Source organism: Pseudomonas mohnii (genome assembly GCF_900105115.1).
Lineage (GTDB): Bacteria > Pseudomonadota > Gammaproteobacteria > Pseudomonadales > Pseudomonadaceae > Aquipseudomonas > Aquipseudomonas mohnii.
Window position 1 is genome coordinate 5,297,855 of record NZ_FNRV01000001.1, and the last position, 15,290, is coordinate 5,313,144.

At 59.1% G+C, this 15,290-nt stretch carries 20 protein-coding genes; 11 read left to right on the plus strand and 9 right to left on the minus strand.

Annotated features, from left to right (window positions below; genetic code table 11):
• The first annotated feature begins 1 nt into the window (after position 1).
• The 3 genes from BLV61_RS24750 (at position 2) to BLV61_RS24760 (ending at position 2,032) form a co-directional block, all read left to right on the plus strand.
• Positions 2–607: an arylesterase gene (locus BLV61_RS24750; RefSeq protein WP_090468059.1), complete on the plus strand. Its 606-nt coding sequence runs from the start codon at positions 2–4 to the stop codon at positions 605–607.
• 56 nt (positions 608–663) lie between these two features.
• On the plus strand, positions 664–957 hold the full coding sequence (locus BLV61_RS24755; protein ID WP_047527147.1) for a hypothetical protein: 294 nt from the start codon (positions 664–666) through the stop codon (positions 955–957).
• 103 nt (positions 958–1,060) lie between these two features.
• Positions 1,061–2,032 carry a L,D-transpeptidase family protein gene (locus BLV61_RS24760; protein WP_047527148.1) on the plus strand — a complete coding sequence of 324 codons (972 nt, stop codon included), beginning with the start codon at positions 1,061–1,063 and terminating at the stop codon, positions 2,030–2,032.
• 124 nt (positions 2,033–2,156) lie between these two features.
• Here the strand turns inward: BLV61_RS24760 and oprI are convergent, their stop codons facing one another.
• The gene (gene oprI / locus BLV61_RS24765; RefSeq protein ID WP_003199355.1) at positions 2,157–2,408 is read right to left on the minus strand and encodes an outer membrane lipoprotei OprI; all 252 of its coding nucleotides are present in this window, start codon (positions 2,406–2,408) and stop codon (positions 2,157–2,159) included.
• Between the two features lie 640 nt (positions 2,409–3,048).
• Here oprI and BLV61_RS24770 point away from each other — a divergent pair.
• Positions 3,049–3,336: a GNAT family N-acetyltransferase gene (locus BLV61_RS24770; protein WP_020800382.1), complete on the plus strand. Its 288-nt coding sequence runs from the start codon at positions 3,049–3,051 to the stop codon at positions 3,334–3,336.
• Between the two features lie 74 nt (positions 3,337–3,410).
• Here BLV61_RS24770 and BLV61_RS24775 read toward each other — a convergent pair whose 3' ends face one another.
• Both BLV61_RS24775 and BLV61_RS24780 read right to left on the minus strand, forming a co-directional pair.
• Positions 3,411–4,487, minus strand: a complete 1,077-nt coding sequence (locus BLV61_RS24775; protein ID WP_047527160.1) for a 3-deoxy-7-phosphoheptulonate synthase — start codon at positions 4,485–4,487, stop codon at positions 3,411–3,413.
• Positions 4,488–4,615: 128 nt separating this feature from the next.
• On the minus strand, positions 4,616–5,059 hold the full coding sequence (locus tag BLV61_RS24780; protein ID WP_047527162.1) for a PilZ domain-containing protein: 444 nt from the start codon (positions 5,057–5,059) through the stop codon (positions 4,616–4,618).
• On the opposite strand from BLV61_RS24780, the gene BLV61_RS24785 reads away from it, so the two are divergent.
• The 5 genes from BLV61_RS24785 to cysB all read left to right on the plus strand — a co-directional run bounded on the left by BLV61_RS24785 (position 5,058) and on the right by cysB (position 9,014).
• Positions 5,058–5,444: a thioredoxin family protein gene (locus BLV61_RS24785; protein WP_047527163.1), complete on the plus strand. Its 387-nt coding sequence runs from the start codon at positions 5,058–5,060 to the stop codon at positions 5,442–5,444. The two genes, BLV61_RS24780 and BLV61_RS24785, sit on opposite strands and share 2 nt — an antisense overlap.
• Positions 5,441–6,397, plus strand: a complete 957-nt coding sequence (locus BLV61_RS24790) for a putative 2-dehydropantoate 2-reductase (protein WP_090468062.1) — start codon at positions 5,441–5,443, stop codon at positions 6,395–6,397. Before BLV61_RS24785 ends, BLV61_RS24790 begins: the two co-directional genes overlap by 4 nt.
• A gap of 25 nt (positions 6,398–6,422) precedes the next feature.
• On the plus strand, positions 6,423–7,328 hold the full coding sequence (locus BLV61_RS24795; RefSeq protein WP_047527166.1) for a 5'-nucleotidase: 906 nt from the start codon (positions 6,423–6,425) through the stop codon (positions 7,326–7,328).
• A gap of 95 nt (positions 7,329–7,423) precedes the next feature.
• Entirely contained in the window at positions 7,424–7,927 is a 504-nt protein-coding gene (locus BLV61_RS24800) for a universal stress protein (RefSeq protein WP_047527168.1), read from the plus strand.
• A gap of 112 nt (positions 7,928–8,039) precedes the next feature.
• Complete coding sequence (gene cysB / locus BLV61_RS24805) at positions 8,040–9,014, plus strand: HTH-type transcriptional regulator CysB (protein ID WP_008031398.1); 975 nt, start codon at positions 8,040–8,042, stop codon at positions 9,012–9,014.
• A gap of 13 nt (positions 9,015–9,027) precedes the next feature.
• On the opposite strand, the gene BLV61_RS24810 is transcribed toward cysB, so the two are convergent.
• Positions 9,028–9,510 carry a GreA/GreB family elongation factor gene (locus tag BLV61_RS24810; protein WP_090468065.1) on the minus strand — a complete coding sequence of 161 codons (483 nt, stop codon included), beginning with the start codon at positions 9,508–9,510 and terminating at the stop codon, positions 9,028–9,030.
• Between the two features lie 2 nt (positions 9,511–9,512).
• On the minus strand, positions 9,513–9,923 hold the full coding sequence (locus BLV61_RS24815) for a hypothetical protein (RefSeq protein WP_090468067.1): 411 nt from the start codon (positions 9,921–9,923) through the stop codon (positions 9,513–9,515).
• Positions 9,924–10,046: 123 nt separating this feature from the next.
• On the opposite strand from BLV61_RS24815, the gene earP reads away from it, so the two are divergent.
• Entirely contained in the window at positions 10,047–11,189 is a 1,143-nt protein-coding gene (earP, locus tag BLV61_RS24820; protein WP_047527174.1) for an elongation factor P maturation arginine rhamnosyltransferase EarP, read from the plus strand.
• 48 nt (positions 11,190–11,237) lie between these two features.
• Complete coding sequence (efp, locus tag BLV61_RS24825) at positions 11,238–11,807, plus strand: elongation factor P (protein WP_008057003.1); 570 nt, start codon at positions 11,238–11,240, stop codon at positions 11,805–11,807.
• 74 nt (positions 11,808–11,881) lie between these two features.
• Here the strand turns inward: efp and BLV61_RS24830 are convergent, their stop codons facing one another.
• The 4 genes from BLV61_RS24830 to BLV61_RS24845 all read right to left on the minus strand — a co-directional run bounded on the left by BLV61_RS24830 (position 11,882) and on the right by BLV61_RS24845 (position 15,200).
• On the minus strand, positions 11,882–12,892 hold the full coding sequence (locus BLV61_RS24830) for an alpha/beta hydrolase (RefSeq protein ID WP_090468070.1): 1,011 nt from the start codon (positions 12,890–12,892) through the stop codon (positions 11,882–11,884).
• A 34-nt stretch (positions 12,893–12,926) separates the two neighbouring features.
• Positions 12,927–13,346: an organic hydroperoxide resistance protein gene (locus tag BLV61_RS24835; RefSeq protein ID WP_047527178.1), complete on the minus strand. Its 420-nt coding sequence runs from the start codon at positions 13,344–13,346 to the stop codon at positions 12,927–12,929.
• Between the two features lie 364 nt (positions 13,347–13,710).
• Entirely contained in the window at positions 13,711–14,175 is a 465-nt protein-coding gene (locus BLV61_RS24840) for a MarR family winged helix-turn-helix transcriptional regulator (protein ID WP_047527180.1), read from the minus strand.
• A gap of 68 nt (positions 14,176–14,243) precedes the next feature.
• Complete coding sequence (locus tag BLV61_RS24845; RefSeq protein WP_047527182.1) at positions 14,244–15,200, minus strand: LysR family transcriptional regulator; 957 nt, start codon at positions 15,198–15,200, stop codon at positions 14,244–14,246.
• Positions 15,201–15,290: the final 90 nt, after the last annotated feature.

The window sequence follows — 15,290 nt, forward strand, 5'->3', positions numbered from 1 at the left end:
GATGCGTGTGTGGTTTTTGAGTGCTGGCCTGGCCTTGATGTGCATGGCCCAGAACGCAGCGGCGGGTACAGTCCTGATCGTTGGCGATAGTATCAGCGCCGGTTTCGGCCTGGATACCCGGGTGGGGTGGGTGTCGCTGCTTGAACAGCGGCTCAAGCGCGAAGGTTTTGACGACACGGTGTTCAATGCGTCCATCAGTGGCGACACCAGTGCCGGAGGCCAGGCACGCCTGCCAGCGCTGCTTGCAGAGCATAAGCCGGAGTTGGTGATCCTCGAACTTGGGGGTAACGATGGTCTGCGCGGAATGCCGCCCACTCAATTGCAACAAAATCTTGCCTCAATGATCGACAGCTCCCGTGCCAGCGGTGCCAAGGTGCTGTTGCTCGGCATGCAGCTGCCGGCCAATTATGGCAAGCGCTATACCGATGCCTTCGCCGAGGTCTACAGCAATCTGGCCACCGAGAAAAACATCCCGCTGGTACCGTTTTTCCTCGACGGCGTGGGCGGTCATCCGGACTTGATGCAGGCCGACGGCATACACCCGGCGGCCGGGGCCCAGGACAAGTTGCTGGAGAATGTCTGGCCTACCCTAAAACCGCTGTTATGACTCTTTTCTAGGCGCGGGCTTTCGGCTAAGGTGGCGCCCCCGATTTGGAGCCCCCGATGCCGCGTCCCGCCTGGTCACTTTTTGCCTATCAACTGATCGAGCCTGACGAACAGCTGGATCTGTTCGCCTGCCAGGAAGTGCGGGTGCATCTGGTGGCGCGTCAGCTGGAGTTGGGCGGCTCGGCGGACCGTACCTTGTGCGGCAGCCTGTTGCCGGCGCAGCCACGCTGGTCGAGTGTCGATCGCCGGGTGTTTCAGGACCAGCGCCTGTGCTCGTTGTGTCGAGCGATTCTCGAGTCGCAAAAGCGCGGCACTTCGCCGATCTGGCCAGAGTTGCGGTTCGAGCTGTAAATCATCAACGATAGCAAGCTATCGGCCAACTCCCCGAAATAACGGGCGTCGGTGTACAATCTCGTCCTTATACCCTCTGTTGATCATGCGAAGGATTTTCCGGATGTTGCCGCGCTTTCCTGCCGTCACCCGCTGCCTGACACTTGCCGCCCTCTGTGTGGCGGGTCCTGTTGCAGCATTGGAGCTGCCACTACCACCGCCCGGTGAAGATATCGTCGGCCAGGTGCAAGTCATCAAGGCCAAGTACGAAGACACCTTCGCCGACCTTGGTACCACCTACGACCTGGGCTACACGGAAATGGTCGCGGCCAACCCGGGCGTCGACGCCTGGCTGCCGGGTGCCGGTACCGAAGTCATCCTGCCGACCCGTTTCATCCTGCCGCCGGGTCCGCGTGAAGGCATTGTGATCAACCTGGCCGAATACCGCCTCTACTACTACCCGAAAGGCAAGAATGTGGTGTACACCTTCCCGCTGGGTATCGGGCGTGAGGGCTGGGGCTCACCCATCGCCCACACCACCATCACCGCGAAAACGCCTAACCCGACCTGGACGCCTCCAGCGTCGATCAAGGCAGAGCACGCCGCCGACGGTGATCCGTTGCCGAACGTGGTGCCGGCGGGCCCGGATAACCCGCTGGGGCCGTTCAAATTCAGCCTGGGCACTCCGGGCTACCTGATTCACGGCTCGAACAAGAAGTTCGGCATCGGCATGCGCACCAGCCACGGCTGCTTCCGCATGTTCAACAACAACGTGCTGGAAATGGCGAGCATGGTGCCGGTCGGTACGTCGGTGCGGATTATCAATGACCCGTACAAGTTCGGCGTCAGTGGCGGCAAGGTGTATCTCGAAGCGCACACCCCGCTGGATGACAATGGCAACCCTTCGGTGGTCGACAAGCACACGGCGGTCATCAACGCGATGCTCAAGCGTGAAGACATTACCAACAATCTGCGCATGAACTGGGATGTGGTGCGTGACGTCGTTGCCGCTGAAGACGGCCTGCCGGTGGAAATCGCCGTGCCGAGCACTTCCGCGCCGATGGTCACAAGCGCTCCGCTCGACCCGATGCAGTAAGCCTGGAAAAAGGACCCGCCGACGCAGGCCGCGTCGGCGGGTTTTTTATTGCTTGCGACAAACGCCGGGCAATAAAAAAGCCGACCCAAAAATGGGTCGGCTTGATAACAATCCCGAAGGATTATTACTTGCGGCTAGCTTTGTCCAGCATGCGCAGAGCACGCTCGTTAGCTTCGTCAGCAGTCTGTTGTGCTTTTTGAGCAGCAGCCAGAGCTTCATCAGCTTTACGGTAAGCTTCGTCTGCACGAGCTTGGGAGCGAGCTGCTGCGTCTTCAGTAGCAGTCAGACGTGCTTCGGTTTCTTTCGATGCGCTGCTGCAACCGGTAGCCAGAACTGCGGCCAAGGCCAGAGCAGAGAATTTCAGAACGTTGTTCATCGTGTTCCCCTTCAAGGACTTTCCATTAAATTAGCTATCTCCTCACAGTGAGGAATTAGCCGGCGTACATACTACCCATTACTAGTCGTAAGTAAACTGACGTAAAGCAAGAAGCCAAAAAAATTGTAGGCGTTGATTCTTTTTCGAGCAACTTTTAACTGCTCTGTTTAAAAAATATACAGCTGCAATGCCCGAGCTGAGCGATCCAATGAGGAAAAGCTTACCGCTCTCGTAGCACTTTTCCTCTGTCTTGGCTGAAGAGTGTCTAGATGGATTCGTCTACACTTTTGTTCGGATCTTGGGTGGCGTCTCTCATATCTTTCTCTATCTTCAGGTGACTTTAACAAAGGGCGTTCGTCTTAAGTCTCAACATCCGGCAATGTTCAGGCTATCGACCTTGGGGCGATCTTCGGTCGAGCCAGCCCTGCGTCACCCGGAGCGGCACCCGCCAACCAGCATGATGACGAGTGCACCTTGAGCATTTTTGCCAATGGTGCCTACTATTTGTACGTGCTCGGTTGCGCGAGATCGGTGTAGCTCTTCTCGGTGTCCATTCAGGCACGGGGTGGCGTAGATGTTTCTTCGCCGGAAAAACATCGGTAAGGTAGGGGTCGAAATCCAAGACCCGCGAGGAGTAGTGATGAGCGAGGCGTTGTCCATCCACCATGACCAGGCTGGTCATCAGTTCGAGACCAATGTGGACGGTCATCGTGCCTACCTGACCTATATGGATCTGGGGAAACAGACCCTGGATATCTATCGCACCTTTGTGCCCAACGCATTGCGTGGTCGTGGCATTGCGGCGGCGCTGACCGAACAGGCGCTGCAGTACGCCGAGGAAATGGGCTACACCGTCATTCCATCGTGCTCCTACGTCGAGCGCTACATGGAGCGTCACCAGCGGCATGCCGCCAAGCTGAGCCAGTAAGCTTGAAAAAAACGAACGCATAAAAAAACGCCGGGTTCAGCCCGGCGTTTTTTTGTCTGCAGCCAATGGCGCGATCAGGAGCGATCGCGTTTAGGCAGCACATCCTTGAGCTTGGCGTGCATGCTGCGCAAGGTCGTTTCGGTGGCCGACCAGTCGATGCAGGCATCGGTGATCGACACGCCATATTTCAGGTCGGCGAGGTCTTTCGGAATGGCCTGGCAACCCCAGTTCAGATGGCTTTCGACCATCAGGCCAATGATCGACTTGTTACCTTCGAGGATCTGGTTGGCGACGTTTTCCATCACCAGCGGCTGCAGGGCCGGGTCCTTGTTGGAGTTGGCGTGGCTGCAATCGACCATGATGTTCGGCTTGATCTTCGCTTTGTCCAGCGCCTGCTCGCAGAGGGCGACGCTGACCGAATCGTAGTTCGGCTTGCCGTTGCCACCGCGCAGAACCACGTGACCGTAGGCGTTGCCCTTGGTGGTCACGATCGACACGCCACCTTCCTGGTTGATACCCAGGAAACGGTGCGGGCTGGAAACCGATTGCAAGGCGTTGATCGCCACGGTCAGGCCGCCATCGGTGCCGTTCTTGAAGCCGACGGCCGAGGACAAGCCGGAGGCCATTTCGCGGTGAGTCTGGGATTCTGTGGTGCGCGCGCCGATGGCCGACCAACTGATCAGGTCCTGCAAGTATTGCGGGGAGATCGGGTCGAGGGCTTCGGTGGCGGTAGGCAGGCCCATTTCGGCCAGGTCCAGCAGCAGTTGGCGACCAATGTGCAGACCGTCCTGGATCTTGAACGAGTCATCCAGGTACGGGTCGTTGATCAGGCCTTTCCAGCCGACGGTGGTGCGTGGCTTCTCGAAGTACACGCGCATGACCAGATACAGGGTATCGGACACTTCCGCGGCAAGTGCCTTGAGGCGCTCGGCGTATTCGTGCGCTGCCTTGATGTCGTGGATCGAGCAAGGCCCGATGACCACGAACAGGCGATGGTCGGTGCCATCAAGAATATTGCGAATGACTTCGCGGCCCTTGGTGACGGTGCGCAGGGCGGCGTCGCTCAGGGGGATATCGCGCTTGAGCTGATCGGGGGTGATCAGAGTCTCGTTGGAGGCGACGTTTAGGTCGTTGATCGGTAAATCAGCCATCGTTTACTCGTCAGGTCACGGGTGCCGGCCGCCAGCGAACCCGCGCGGCGGAGCACAGCAAATTAAGCGCGTCGGGGAGCGGAACCTTAGCGCGTTACACCGTGGCTCGACAATGGGCAGGGGGCGGTTTAATCGAGCATTGATTGCGCAAATGCTCTGTGAACCGTGTCATCGGAGAACTCGTCGGCATGCTCCTGAACCCACTCGAGGGCCAGCGCCTGAACTTCCTGCAGGTCGCTGTGTGCGTCATGCTGGCGGCAGAAGCGCTCGATCTGGCATACCTGCTCGCCCATCCGGGCGCTGAACAACGTCTGCTCGTCCACGAAGGCAATACCCACCAGATAGCCATGTTTGCGTCGCAGGCACCAGGCCACGTAGCCTGGAATTCGCATGTCGGGGTTCAGGGTCGGCATGCGCACTTCCAGCGCCGTACCATGGCGCCAGGCGCGATGATAATTGCAAGCCATGCCCCCGAGGCTGGTAGTGTGCAATTGTTGCCGTGAAATACACTCAGGTGTCAGCAACGTTAATTCGACGGGCACTTCATCAGGATGAGGAATGAATCGTCCCATGAACACGGACTCCATGTGTCGGCCATCTGACAGCGTTTCCCCCAGTATAGTGGTCGAATTGGAACTGACCGATTTCGACGCCGACCAACGGCTGCTGACGATGAGCGGTGTATCGCTGGTTATTTTCACCAGCGTGGGCTGTTCCAGTTGTCGTTTTGCCCGTGAGCGATTGCCCTCTCTCGATCTGGCCGTCGATCGGCTGTGCTGGATCGACGCCGGAAACAATGGCGGGGTGGTCGAGCGTTATCAGGTCTTTCATTTGCCGGCGCTGTTTGTCGTGCGCGACGGTGAGTTTTTTGGAGCATTGAATTCGCGCCTGACAGACAACGAGCTCAATCGAGCGGTGCGCAAGGCATTGAGCCGAACAGCAGAGGAGTTGCCATGATGGGGGCGGTTGCCAAGCCGACAATCGGCATTATCGGGACCGGTGCAATCGGCGGGTTCTACGGGGTGATGCTGGCGCGTGCCGGTTTCGATGTGCATTTCCTGCTGCGCAGCGAGTTTTCCGCGGTGGCCGAGCGCGGGCTGCACGTAGACAGTGCGCCCTACGGTGCCATGACGTTGAGTCCGGTGCAGGCCTATTCGACGGCCGAAGACATGCCGCCGTGCGACTGGCTGCTGGTCGGGACGAAAACCACCAGCAATGCGGACCTGGCACCCGCCATTCTTCAAGCCGCGGCACCGAATGCCAAAGTATTGCTGCTGCAAAATGGCCTGGACGTCGAAGACAGCCTGCGTGAACGGCTTCCCGATTCGCTGCATGTACTCGGTGGCCTCTGTTACATCTGCGTTCATCGCGAAGGTCCCGGCGTCATTACCCATCAGGCGCTCGGCGCGGTGCATGTCGGCTTCCACAGCGGTCCTGCGGCCGATGCGACGGCGCGTGCGGCGATTGTCGAGGAAGGTGTCGGACTGTTCCGTGCCGCCGGTATCGATTCCCAGGCGATGGCGAATTTGCATCAGGCGCGCTGGCAAAAACTGGTCTGGAATGTTCCCTATAACGGTTTGTCGGTTTTACTGGGGGCGAGCACTACGCCGTTGATGGCCGATGCCGACAGCCGCGAGTTGATCAGGGCACTGATGGCCGAAGTGGTCCTGGGCGCCACCGCTTGCGGTCACGATATTCCGGCGGGCTATGCCGAACATTTGTTCATGGTCACCGAGAGAATGCCCGATTACTGGCCCAGCATGTATCACGACTTCCTGCACAAGCGCCCGCTGGAGCTGGCGGCCATTTACACCCGTCCACTGGCGGCGGCCAAAGCGGCGGGGTGTGAGCTGCCGCGCATCGAGGCGTTGTATCGCAGTCTGAGTTTTATCGATCGACGCAACACCTGAGTCGACCCACCAATGGGGGAAGGGCATGCCAAAGGCAATTGACGACAAGCTGGTGCTGGCGATTTCCTCGCGAGCGTTGTTCGACCTGAGTGAAAGCCACAAGGTCTACCTGTCGAGTGGCGTCGAAGCTTACCGGCAGTATCAGATCGAACATGAGGACGAGATCCTCGAACCCGGCGATGCCTTCCCGCTGGTGCAAAAACTCCTCAATCTCAATGCCAGCCTCGGCCGTGCCCGGGTCGAGGTGATCCTGGTGTCGCGCAACAGTGCCGACACCGGCCTGCGGGTGTTCAACTCGATCCATCACTATGGACTGGCGATTTCCCGCGCAGCGTTTGTCGGTGGTCGTAGTCCCTATCCGTACCTCAAGGCGTTTGGTTGCGATTTGTTTTTGTCGACCCATGCCGAGGACGTGCGCAATGCGCTGGACGCCGGCTTTGCCGCGGCGACCATTCTGTCGGGAGGCGCCAGCCGTGCGGCCAGTGATGAATTGCGCATCGCCTTTGACGGTGATGCGGTGCTGTTTTCCGACGAGTCGGAGCGCGTCTATCAGGCCGCTGGTCTGGAAGCGTTCCAGGCCAGCGAACGCGAGGCGGCCCGCGAGCCGTTGCGCGGTGGGCCGTTCAAAGGCTTCCTCGCCGCCCTCAATCTGTTGCAGCGCGAGTTCCCGGACGATGCCTGTCCTATCCGCACGGCCCTGGTGACGGCGCGGTCGGCGCCGGCCCATGAGCGGGTGATCCGCACCTTGCGCGAATGGGACATTCGCCTGGACGAATCGCTGTTTCTCGGCGGCCTGACCAAATCGGCCTTTCTCGAGGCCTTCGCCGCCGACGTGTTTTTCGACGATCAGGCCGGTCATTGCGAACTGGCCCGCGAAGTCGTCGCCACCGGTCATGTCCCCCATGGCATAAGCAACGAGCAAAAGGTTTAAGCCCGCCGATCAACGTGTTGCGCGGGGCGTCGTACTCGCCAAGGCACTGCTAAGCTGATTCAAGTCTGCGCCATGTTGGCACTCGAGGAGGTCATATGATTCATTCGATGCTGTATGCCACTGACCTCGGCCTGTACGCACCGCTAGTGATGCAGCATGCCTTGGCATTGGCACGGACCTTCAATGCCGATCTCTACGTGGTGCACGCGGTTGAACCCATGGGGCTGTTCGCTGAGTCGGTGCTTCAGAGTTACCTTGATGAGCAAGCGTTGAACGAATTTCACAGTCAGGGCCTGAACACGGTCATTGCCAATATCGAGCAGCGGGTGCTCGACAGTTTTCGTGAAGAATTGGGGGGGGAGGGCGCACAGGATCTGGAGCTGATTCGTGCTGTGCGGGTGCTGCAGGGTGATCCGTCGCAGGTGATTCTCGACCAGGCGCAGAAACTCTCGGTGGATTTGTTGATCCTGGGTAGCCACAGCCATGGGGCTGGCGCGGAAACGCCGCTGGGTCGGACCGCGGCGCGCGTCCTGCAACTGTCCCGCGTACCGGTCTATCTGGTGCCGCTGGTGGAGCGCCGTCGCCAAGGGGATCGCTAGAGCACCAATAGTGCCAGTTTGATAAAAAGTTCTAGATTTATTCTTCAAACCATTAATATAGTTATATAACGTCGCTGATGCCCGTGGCGTCTATCTGCTTTGAGGGATTCATATGAAGCTTCAACAATTGCGCTACATCTGGGAAGTGGCGCACCACGACCTCAACGTTTCCGCTACCGCCCAAAGCCTGTACACCTCGCAACCGGGCATCAGTAAACAGATCCGACTGCTGGAAGACGAATTGGGCGTCGAGGTCTTCGCCCGCAGCGGCAAGCACCTGACCCGCGTGACCCCGGCTGGCGAGCGCATCATTACCACGGCTGGCGAGATTCTGCGCAAGGTCGAAAGCATCAAGCAGATCGCCCAGGAATTCTCCAACGAGAAGAAAGGCACCCTGTCGATCGCCACCACCCACACCCAGGCGCGTTATGCATTGCCGCCGGTGATCAGCAATTTCATCAAGCAATACCCGGACGTGGCCCTGCACATGCACCAGGGTTCGCCGATGCAGATCGCCGAAATGGCCGCTGACGGCACCGTGGATTTCGCCATTGCCACCGAAGCGCTGGAGCTGTTTGGCGATCTGGTAATGATGCCGTGCTATCGCTGGAACCGCTGCGTGGTCGTGCCTCAGGGACACCCGCTGACCAAGCTGTCGAAGCTGACCCTCGAAGCACTGGCCGAATACCCGATCGTGACTTACGTGTTTGGTTTCACCGGCCGTTCGAAGCTCGACGAAGCCTTCAGCCATCGTGGCCTGACGCCGAAAGTGGTGTTCACCGCGGCCGACGCCGACGTGATCAAGACCTATGTTCGCCTTGGACTGGGCGTGGGCATCGTGGCGAAAATGGCAGTCGATACCAAACTAGACAACGACCTGGTGGTCCTCGACGCCAGCGAGCTGTTCGAATCCAGCATCACCAAGATCGGGTTCCGTCGCGGCACTTTCCTGCGTGGCTTCATGTGCGACTTCATCGAGAAGTTCGCTCCGCACCTGACTCGCGAAGTCATGGCCAAGGCCATCCAGTGCCACAACAAGCAGGAGCTGGAAGAGCTGTTCGACGGCGTCGAACTGCCGGTCCATTGATCAGTGGGCGCCCCTAGACCGCTTCGGTGACAGCAAACTGTTGCCGAGTACCCGCCACCAGAATCTCCACTTCATCGCCCTTGAACTTGCCCAGCAGGCTTTTGCCCAGCGGCGAGCGCGGGGTGATGACCGTGATCAGTTGCCCCACCAGATCGACCTTCAGGCCTGCCGCATCAGGTGCCAGAAACAGCCATTGCTCGCGACCCTTTTCGTCTTCAAGGCCGAGCAGTGCGCCGACCTCGATCCCGCGCTGCTCATCATAAGAACGCAGTATCAGGTTCTGGCAAAGTGCCAGTGACTGCCTGATCTCCTCGACCCGTTTGGCCTGGCCGGCAGCCAGATAGGACGCCTCCAGTCCCAGTGTGTCGTACTTGTTCTCGGCGATGTTTTCTTCATGGGTCGCGGTTTCGTATGCGGTCTGCGCGGCGCGTTCCGCGATGTCGAGATCGATGCGCAACTTGTCGAGAATCAGTTGGTGGACAGTTTGTTTGTTCATGGTCAATCGCAGAATTGCAAAACGTTGGCGCGACTTTTTTCGCTCGGCGCGGTGTGGTCCTGTTGCAGCCAGAACTGGCACTTGGGATTCGACAGATTGCGACTGCTGCTGCGAGCCTGATCGAGCCGTTGTGCTTGCTCGTTCTTGCGCAGGTTCTCTTCGTATTGCTCGAACAGCGGGCTCTGTGGAGGAATATCCGGTACCGGTTGTGCCACAGCAGGCGGGTTTGCCAGTTGCTGCACGGCCTGGGCCACGGGCGCCAATTGCTCGCTGAACAAAAAGCGAGAAGCGAGCCAGCAGGTCAGCGCAATGGCAATGAACCCCAGCCACAAACCGAGGGCGATGCTGCCGCTCAATTGCAAGGTGTTGAGCTGGATCGGCAATGGGCGGCGCGGGTTGGGACGGTAGGGCATGGCTGCCTCCTGGCGGTGGTCGCGGGCGAGTGGCGATTGTCGCACGAAGATTAATCGCCGTCGGCCCTTCTGCGCGGGGTAATTTATGCGGACAATCGGTGCTTTTTCCAACGGGAGCCTGGAATGCCTGAAATGAAAACCCGCTGGGATATTTTTTGTACCGTCGTCGACAACTTCGGCGACATCGGCGTGACCTGGCGTCTGGCCCGGCAACTGGTTGCCGAGCATTCGCAGGCGGTGCGGTTGTGGGTCGATGATCTGCGCGCCTTCGAGCGCCTCTGCCCGGACATCGACATCCACGCGTTGCAGCAATGGCAGCAAGGTGTTGAGGTGCGGCAGTGGATGGCCGACTGGCAGCCCACTGAAGCCGCCGATGTGGTGATCGCCGCGTTCGCCTGCCAGTTGCCGGGTGCTTACATGGAGGCGATGGTCGAACGGGAAAAAACGCCGCTGTGGATGAACCTCGACTATTTGAGCGCCGAGGACTGGATCGTCGGCTGTCATGGCTTGCCGTCGGTGAAGTACAAGCAGGTGCAGAAGTTCTTTTTCTTCCCCGGGTTCCACAAGGGCACCGGTGGCTTGCTGCGTGAAAGCGATCTTCTTGAACGGCGTGAGCAATTTCAACAGAGTCCGGCAGCGCAGCGACTTTTCCTTCAAGGGCTGGGGATCGATCGTGCACCCGGCGCGCAACTGATCTCGCTGTTCGCCTACGAAAATACCGGCCTGGCCAGTTGGCTCGACGCGATGGCTGGCGACGTGACGCCCACGCATCTGTTGGTGCCGGAAGGGCGGATTCTCGGCGATGTCGAGCGTTGGCTCGGTGTGCAAGGGCTGGCGGCGGGTGCCGTGCATGTGCGCGACGCCTTGACCGTGCAAGTGCTGCCGTTCGTCCGACAGGACCAATACGACCCGTTGCTGTGGAGCTGCGATTTCAATGCCGTGCGCGGTGAAGACTCGTTTGTCCGCGCGCAGTGGGCGGGTCGACCGATGCTCTGGCACATCTATCAGCAGGACGAAGATATCCATCTGGACAAGCTGGAAGCCTTCCTCAGGCTCTATGTGAAGGGCCTTTCCGGGCCGGCTGGCGAGGCGATCAGCGGTCTCTGGCGGGCGTGGAACGCCGGTGAAAGAATGACCGACCACTGGCAATCGACCCGCAAACACTGGCCAGAGCTGGAAAAGCACGCCCAGGCGTGGTGTCTGGAACAAGCCTTGCAGGCTGATCTTGCCACGGCGCTGGTACAGTTTTATGTAAATTGGATATGATACGCGGCCTAGATTTTTGTAAATCCCATCCAAATTCGGATATTCGCAATGAAAACTGGTAAAGAACTCAAACCCGGTACCGTGATCCGTATCGACAACGATCCTTGGCTGGTTCAGAAAGCTGAATTCACCAAGTCGGGTCGTAACAGCGCGATCATGAAGACCAAGCTGAAAAACCTGCTGACCGGTTACAAGACCGAGACCGTTTACAGCGCCGACGACAAACTGGACGACGTGATCCTCGACCGCAAAGAAGCGACCCTGTCCTTCATCAGCGGCGACTCCTACACGTTCATGGACACCACCGACTACACCATGTACGAGCTGAACGCTGAAGACATCGAAAGCGTACTGCCGTTCATCGAAGAAGGCATGACCGACGTTTGCGAAGCCGTGTTCTTCGAAGGCCGTCTGGTTTCCGTAGAGCTGCCGACCACCATCGTGCGTCAGGTTGACTACACCGAAGGTTCCGCTCGCGGTGACACTTCCGGCAAGGTGATGAAGCCTGCCAAACTGAAGAACGGTACCGAGCTGTCGGTTGCTGACTTCATCGAAATCGGCGACATGATCGAGATCGATACCCGCGAAGGCGGTTCCTACAAAGGCCGTGCCAAATAAGCACAGCTTCAGGAATGAAAAAGCCCGACCATTGAGTCGGGCTTTTTTGTGTGTGCAGTTTGAGGCTCAATTTTTTATTTCAGGTGCTCTTTGAGTTCTTGCGAAGCCTGCAGCATCGCCGAACGCACCGCTGGCACCTGACTGACCACGTTAAGCAAACCGTAGTCGTGGATCATGCCGTTGTAGCGAACCGAGGTCACCGGCACGCCGGCTTCGTCGAGTTTACGTGCATAGGCTTCGCCTTCATCGCGCAGGACGTCGGCACCCGCCGTTTGCACCAGCGCCGGTGGCAGGCCCTTGAGTTGCGCAGTGGTGGCCCGCAGCGGCGAGGCGTAGATCTCGTTACGTTGATTGGCGTCGGTGGTGTAGTTGTCCCAGAACCACTTCATCATGTTTTTGCTGAGGAAGTGCCCCTCGGCGAACTGGTTGTACGAACCTGTCTCGAAGTTGGCGTCGGTCACCGGCCACAGCAGCACCTGGAACCTGATCGCCGGTGTGCCCTTGTCTTTGGCCATCAGTGCAACCACGGCCGCCATGTTGCCGCCGACGCTATTGCCGGCCACGGCCAGGCGTTTGCCGTCGACATGGATCTCTTTGCCGTGCTCGGCCACCCACTGGGTTGCGGCGTAGGCCTGGTTGATCGCCACCGGGTAGTGCGCTTCCGGCGACGGTGTGTAGTTGACGAAAACCGCCGCTGCGCCCGAACCGACAACCAGGTCACGCACCAGTCGTTCGTGGGTCGGGAAGTCGCCCAGTACCCAGCCACCACCGTGGAAGAACATGAACACCGGCAGCTCACCCTTGACCCCGGCCGGCCGGACAATGGTCAGGTTCAGCGGCTGGCCGTCGACCTGAATCGTCTTCTGGCTGACATCGGCTTTTGGCAGCGTCAGCTTCACCCCGGCCTGCGCACCTACCAATACGGCGCGCGCTTGGGCAGGTGTCATTTGCTCCATCGGTTTGCCGGTGCCGGCATTGAGCACATCGAGGAATGCCTGGGTGTTGTGTTCGACGTCGCCGGCAAATGCACTCTGGATGGACAGGGCGAGAAGGGTACCGGTCAAGACTTTGCTGAAAGTGTTCATGTTCATTTCCTGTTCGGGCCTGGGCAATCAGCGATTAGACGGTGACGTGCAGACGCACATCGACGTTGCCGCGGGTGGCGTTGGAGTACGGGCAGACTTGGTGGGCCGCGTCGACCAGGGATTGCGCGTCGGCTTGTTCAAGGCCCGGCAGGCTGATATGCAAGTCGATGTCCAGACCGAAGCCGCCAGGGATCTGACCGATACCGACGTGGGCGGTGATCGATGCGTCGTTCGGGATGCTGCGTTTGGTCTGGCTGGCGACGAATTTCAGAGCGCCGATGAAGCAGGCGGAGTAGCCGGCTGCGAACAATTGCTCAGGGTTAGTGGCTGCGCCGCCCGCACCGCCGAGTTCTTTCGGGGTGGCGAGTTTGACGTCGAGGATGTTGTCACTGGAAACCGCACGACCATCACGGCCACCAGTGGAAGTTGCGATTGCGGTGTAGAGAGTTTGCATGGTGAAAGCCTCGTCCAGGTTTGTTTTTGTGCGCTAAATGGTTGCGCGCTAAGTAAGTGCGAAATGAATGTATCGCGCTAATAGTTAGTGCGCAAGATAAATCTTTAAGAAAAATCTATCCAGAGATCGCGTCGATGCGACCGAATTGGCTGGAAGGCTTGATTTAGAGACGCGAGAGGGGGAAAGGCGGGTCGCAAAAAAAATTTATGTGGCCGGGATTTCAAATACGCAGGCGACTCTTGTGGGAGCGCGGCCTGCCCGCGATAGCGCCCTGTCAGTCGACATCAATGGCGCTGACATACCGCAATCGCGGGCAAGCCCGGCTCCCACAGGATTCAGGTTTCCACAAACGGGTGATGCGAATTCAAATCAGGCTTTCCTGCAGGTGACGACGCAGCGCTTGCAGCTCCGCTTGCAGTGTCTGCAGTCGCTCCAGCGTCATGCCGCTCGCGCCGAGGATGCATTGGGGGATGTCACGGGCTTTGTCGCGCAAGGCGCGGCCCTTGGCGGTGAGTTCGACGATCACCACGCGCTCATCTTCACGGCTGCGGGTGCGACTGAGCAGACCTTCGGTCTCCAGGCGTTTGAGCAGCGGCGTGAGAGAACCAGGATCGGTCAGCAAGCGTGCGCTGATTTCGCCTACGGTCAAACCGTCCTGTTCCCACAGCACCAACATCGCCAGGTACTGCGGGTAGGTCAGGCCCAACGCCTGCAACAGAGGCTTGTAGACCTTGGTCATCATCAGCGAAGTGGAGTGAAGGGCGAAGCAGGCCTGATTGTCCAGCAGCAGGTCGTCGCAGGTATCCGGGGTGTCGCGCTCGGTGGTCATGTCAAAGCCTTGATCAGTGATCTTCAGAATCTAGCGGGCGAATCTTTAATGCGCCAGACAATTCTCGACTAGTGGCGGCCCAGGTGGGTTTGCAGCACCAGGTCCCACGGCGGTATCGGGCTGAAACGGCTTTTCAGGTATTCCAGCAGCAAGCGGCTGCGGGAATTGGGTTGCTGTTCCAGGCGCAAGGCATAGATCCCGGAGCTCTCGGGTTTCGGCAGGCCACTCTCACAGAACAAGGGCAACAGTTCGCCGCGCAGCAGGTATTCACTGGCCAGCCAGGTCGGCAAATGCGCAATACCCAATCCGGCCAATGCACCGCAGACCAGTGCCTCGGCATTGTTGGCGCTCATGCGCACCCGGGAAGGGCGGTGCAATTGCATTTGACCGTCTCGCTCGAATCGCCAGGCGAAGGGGGGAGCCAGGCCATCCCAATCGAGGCCGTCGTGATCAATCAACTGAGCCGGATCGGTGGGTACGCCCCGGCGCTGCAAGTAGTCGGGACTGGCGCAGGCGATGCGCATCATGCTCGCCAGCGGCGTGGCCACCAGCCGGGTGTCGGCCATCTGCCCGGCACGCAGTACCAGATCGACCTTGCCCAGGTTCAAACCTTGCATGTCGACAAAACTGTCAATCAGGTGCAATTGCACATCGAGGCCGGGATAAAGCATCAAGAAATCGGCGATCACCGGGGCCAGATGCCGGCGACCGAACGCGGCCGGCGCATCGACCCGAATCAAACCTTCCGGCGCACTGCTGAGGGACACGGCTTCCGCCCTGGCCAGGCGTAACTCAGCGACGATCCGCCGTGCGCGTTCTGCAAAGGCCAGCCCCGCCGGCGTGGCGCGCACCGCGTGGGTGCTGCGAATGAATAACTGACTGCCGACGGCGCTTTCCAGGCTATCGATGCGCCGGGCCACCGCCGAAGGCGTCAGCGGATGACGGCGGGACGCCGCGGAAAAGCTCCCGGTTTCCAGCACGTCCAGAAACAGGCCCAGTTGATCAGTCAATTGATTCGGATTCATGTGTGGTCAATGCTTGTGCGAAATTGGCATAGCCATTGTGCGTTGCTGTGCGTTTCCGAGCCAGAACCAACTGCGTAGGATGAATCGCCT

Excerpts from the sequence above, each read along its gene's own strand:
- BLV61_RS24795 (WP_047527166.1), top strand. The coding sequence starts at position 6,423 with ATGCCAAAGGCAATTGACGACAAGCTGGTGCTGGCGATTTCCTCGCGA.
- BLV61_RS24760 (WP_047527148.1), top strand. The coding sequence starts at position 1,061 with ATGTTGCCGCGCTTTCCTGCCGTCACCCGCTGCCTGACACTTGCCGCC.
- BLV61_RS24830 (WP_090468070.1), bottom strand. The coding sequence starts at position 12,892 with ATGAACACTTTCAGCAAAGTCTTGACCGGTACCCTTCTCGCCCTGTCC.
- BLV61_RS24800 (WP_047527168.1), top strand. The coding sequence starts at position 7,424 with ATGATTCATTCGATGCTGTATGCCACTGACCTCGGCCTGTACGCACCG.
- BLV61_RS24835 (WP_047527178.1), bottom strand. The coding sequence starts at position 13,346 with ATGCAAACTCTCTACACCGCAATCGCAACTTCCACTGGTGGCCGTGAT.
- BLV61_RS24810 (WP_090468065.1), bottom strand. The coding sequence starts at position 9,510 with ATGAACAAACAAACTGTCCACCAACTGATTCTCGACAAGTTGCGCATC.
- earP (WP_047527174.1), top strand. The coding sequence starts at position 10,047 with ATGCCTGAAATGAAAACCCGCTGGGATATTTTTTGTACCGTCGTCGAC.
- BLV61_RS24770 (WP_020800382.1), top strand. The coding sequence starts at position 3,049 with ATGAGCGAGGCGTTGTCCATCCACCATGACCAGGCTGGTCATCAGTTC.
- BLV61_RS24845 (WP_047527182.1), bottom strand. The coding sequence starts at position 15,200 with ATGAATCCGAATCAATTGACTGATCAACTGGGCCTGTTTCTGGACGTG.
- oprI (WP_003199355.1), bottom strand. The coding sequence starts at position 2,408 with ATGAACAACGTTCTGAAATTCTCTGCTCTGGCCTTGGCCGCAGTTCTG.
- BLV61_RS24790 (WP_090468062.1), top strand. The coding sequence starts at position 5,441 with ATGATGGGGGCGGTTGCCAAGCCGACAATCGGCATTATCGGGACCGGT.
- BLV61_RS24780 (WP_047527162.1), bottom strand. The coding sequence starts at position 5,059 with ATGGGACGATTCATTCCTCATCCTGATGAAGTGCCCGTCGAATTAACG.
- BLV61_RS24755 (WP_047527147.1), top strand. The coding sequence starts at position 664 with ATGCCGCGTCCCGCCTGGTCACTTTTTGCCTATCAACTGATCGAGCCT.
- BLV61_RS24815 (WP_090468067.1), bottom strand. The coding sequence starts at position 9,923 with ATGCCCTACCGTCCCAACCCGCGCCGCCCATTGCCGATCCAGCTCAAC.
- efp (WP_008057003.1), top strand. The coding sequence starts at position 11,238 with ATGAAAACTGGTAAAGAACTCAAACCCGGTACCGTGATCCGTATCGAC.
- BLV61_RS24775 (WP_047527160.1), bottom strand. The coding sequence starts at position 4,487 with ATGGCTGATTTACCGATCAACGACCTAAACGTCGCCTCCAACGAGACT.
- cysB (WP_008031398.1), top strand. The coding sequence starts at position 8,040 with ATGAAGCTTCAACAATTGCGCTACATCTGGGAAGTGGCGCACCACGAC.
- BLV61_RS24840 (WP_047527180.1), bottom strand. The coding sequence starts at position 14,175 with ATGACCACCGAGCGCGACACCCCGGATACCTGCGACGACCTGCTGCTG.
- BLV61_RS24750 (WP_090468059.1), top strand. The coding sequence starts at position 2 with ATGCGTGTGTGGTTTTTGAGTGCTGGCCTGGCCTTGATGTGCATGGCC.
- BLV61_RS24785 (WP_047527163.1), top strand. The coding sequence starts at position 5,058 with ATGAACACGGACTCCATGTGTCGGCCATCTGACAGCGTTTCCCCCAGT.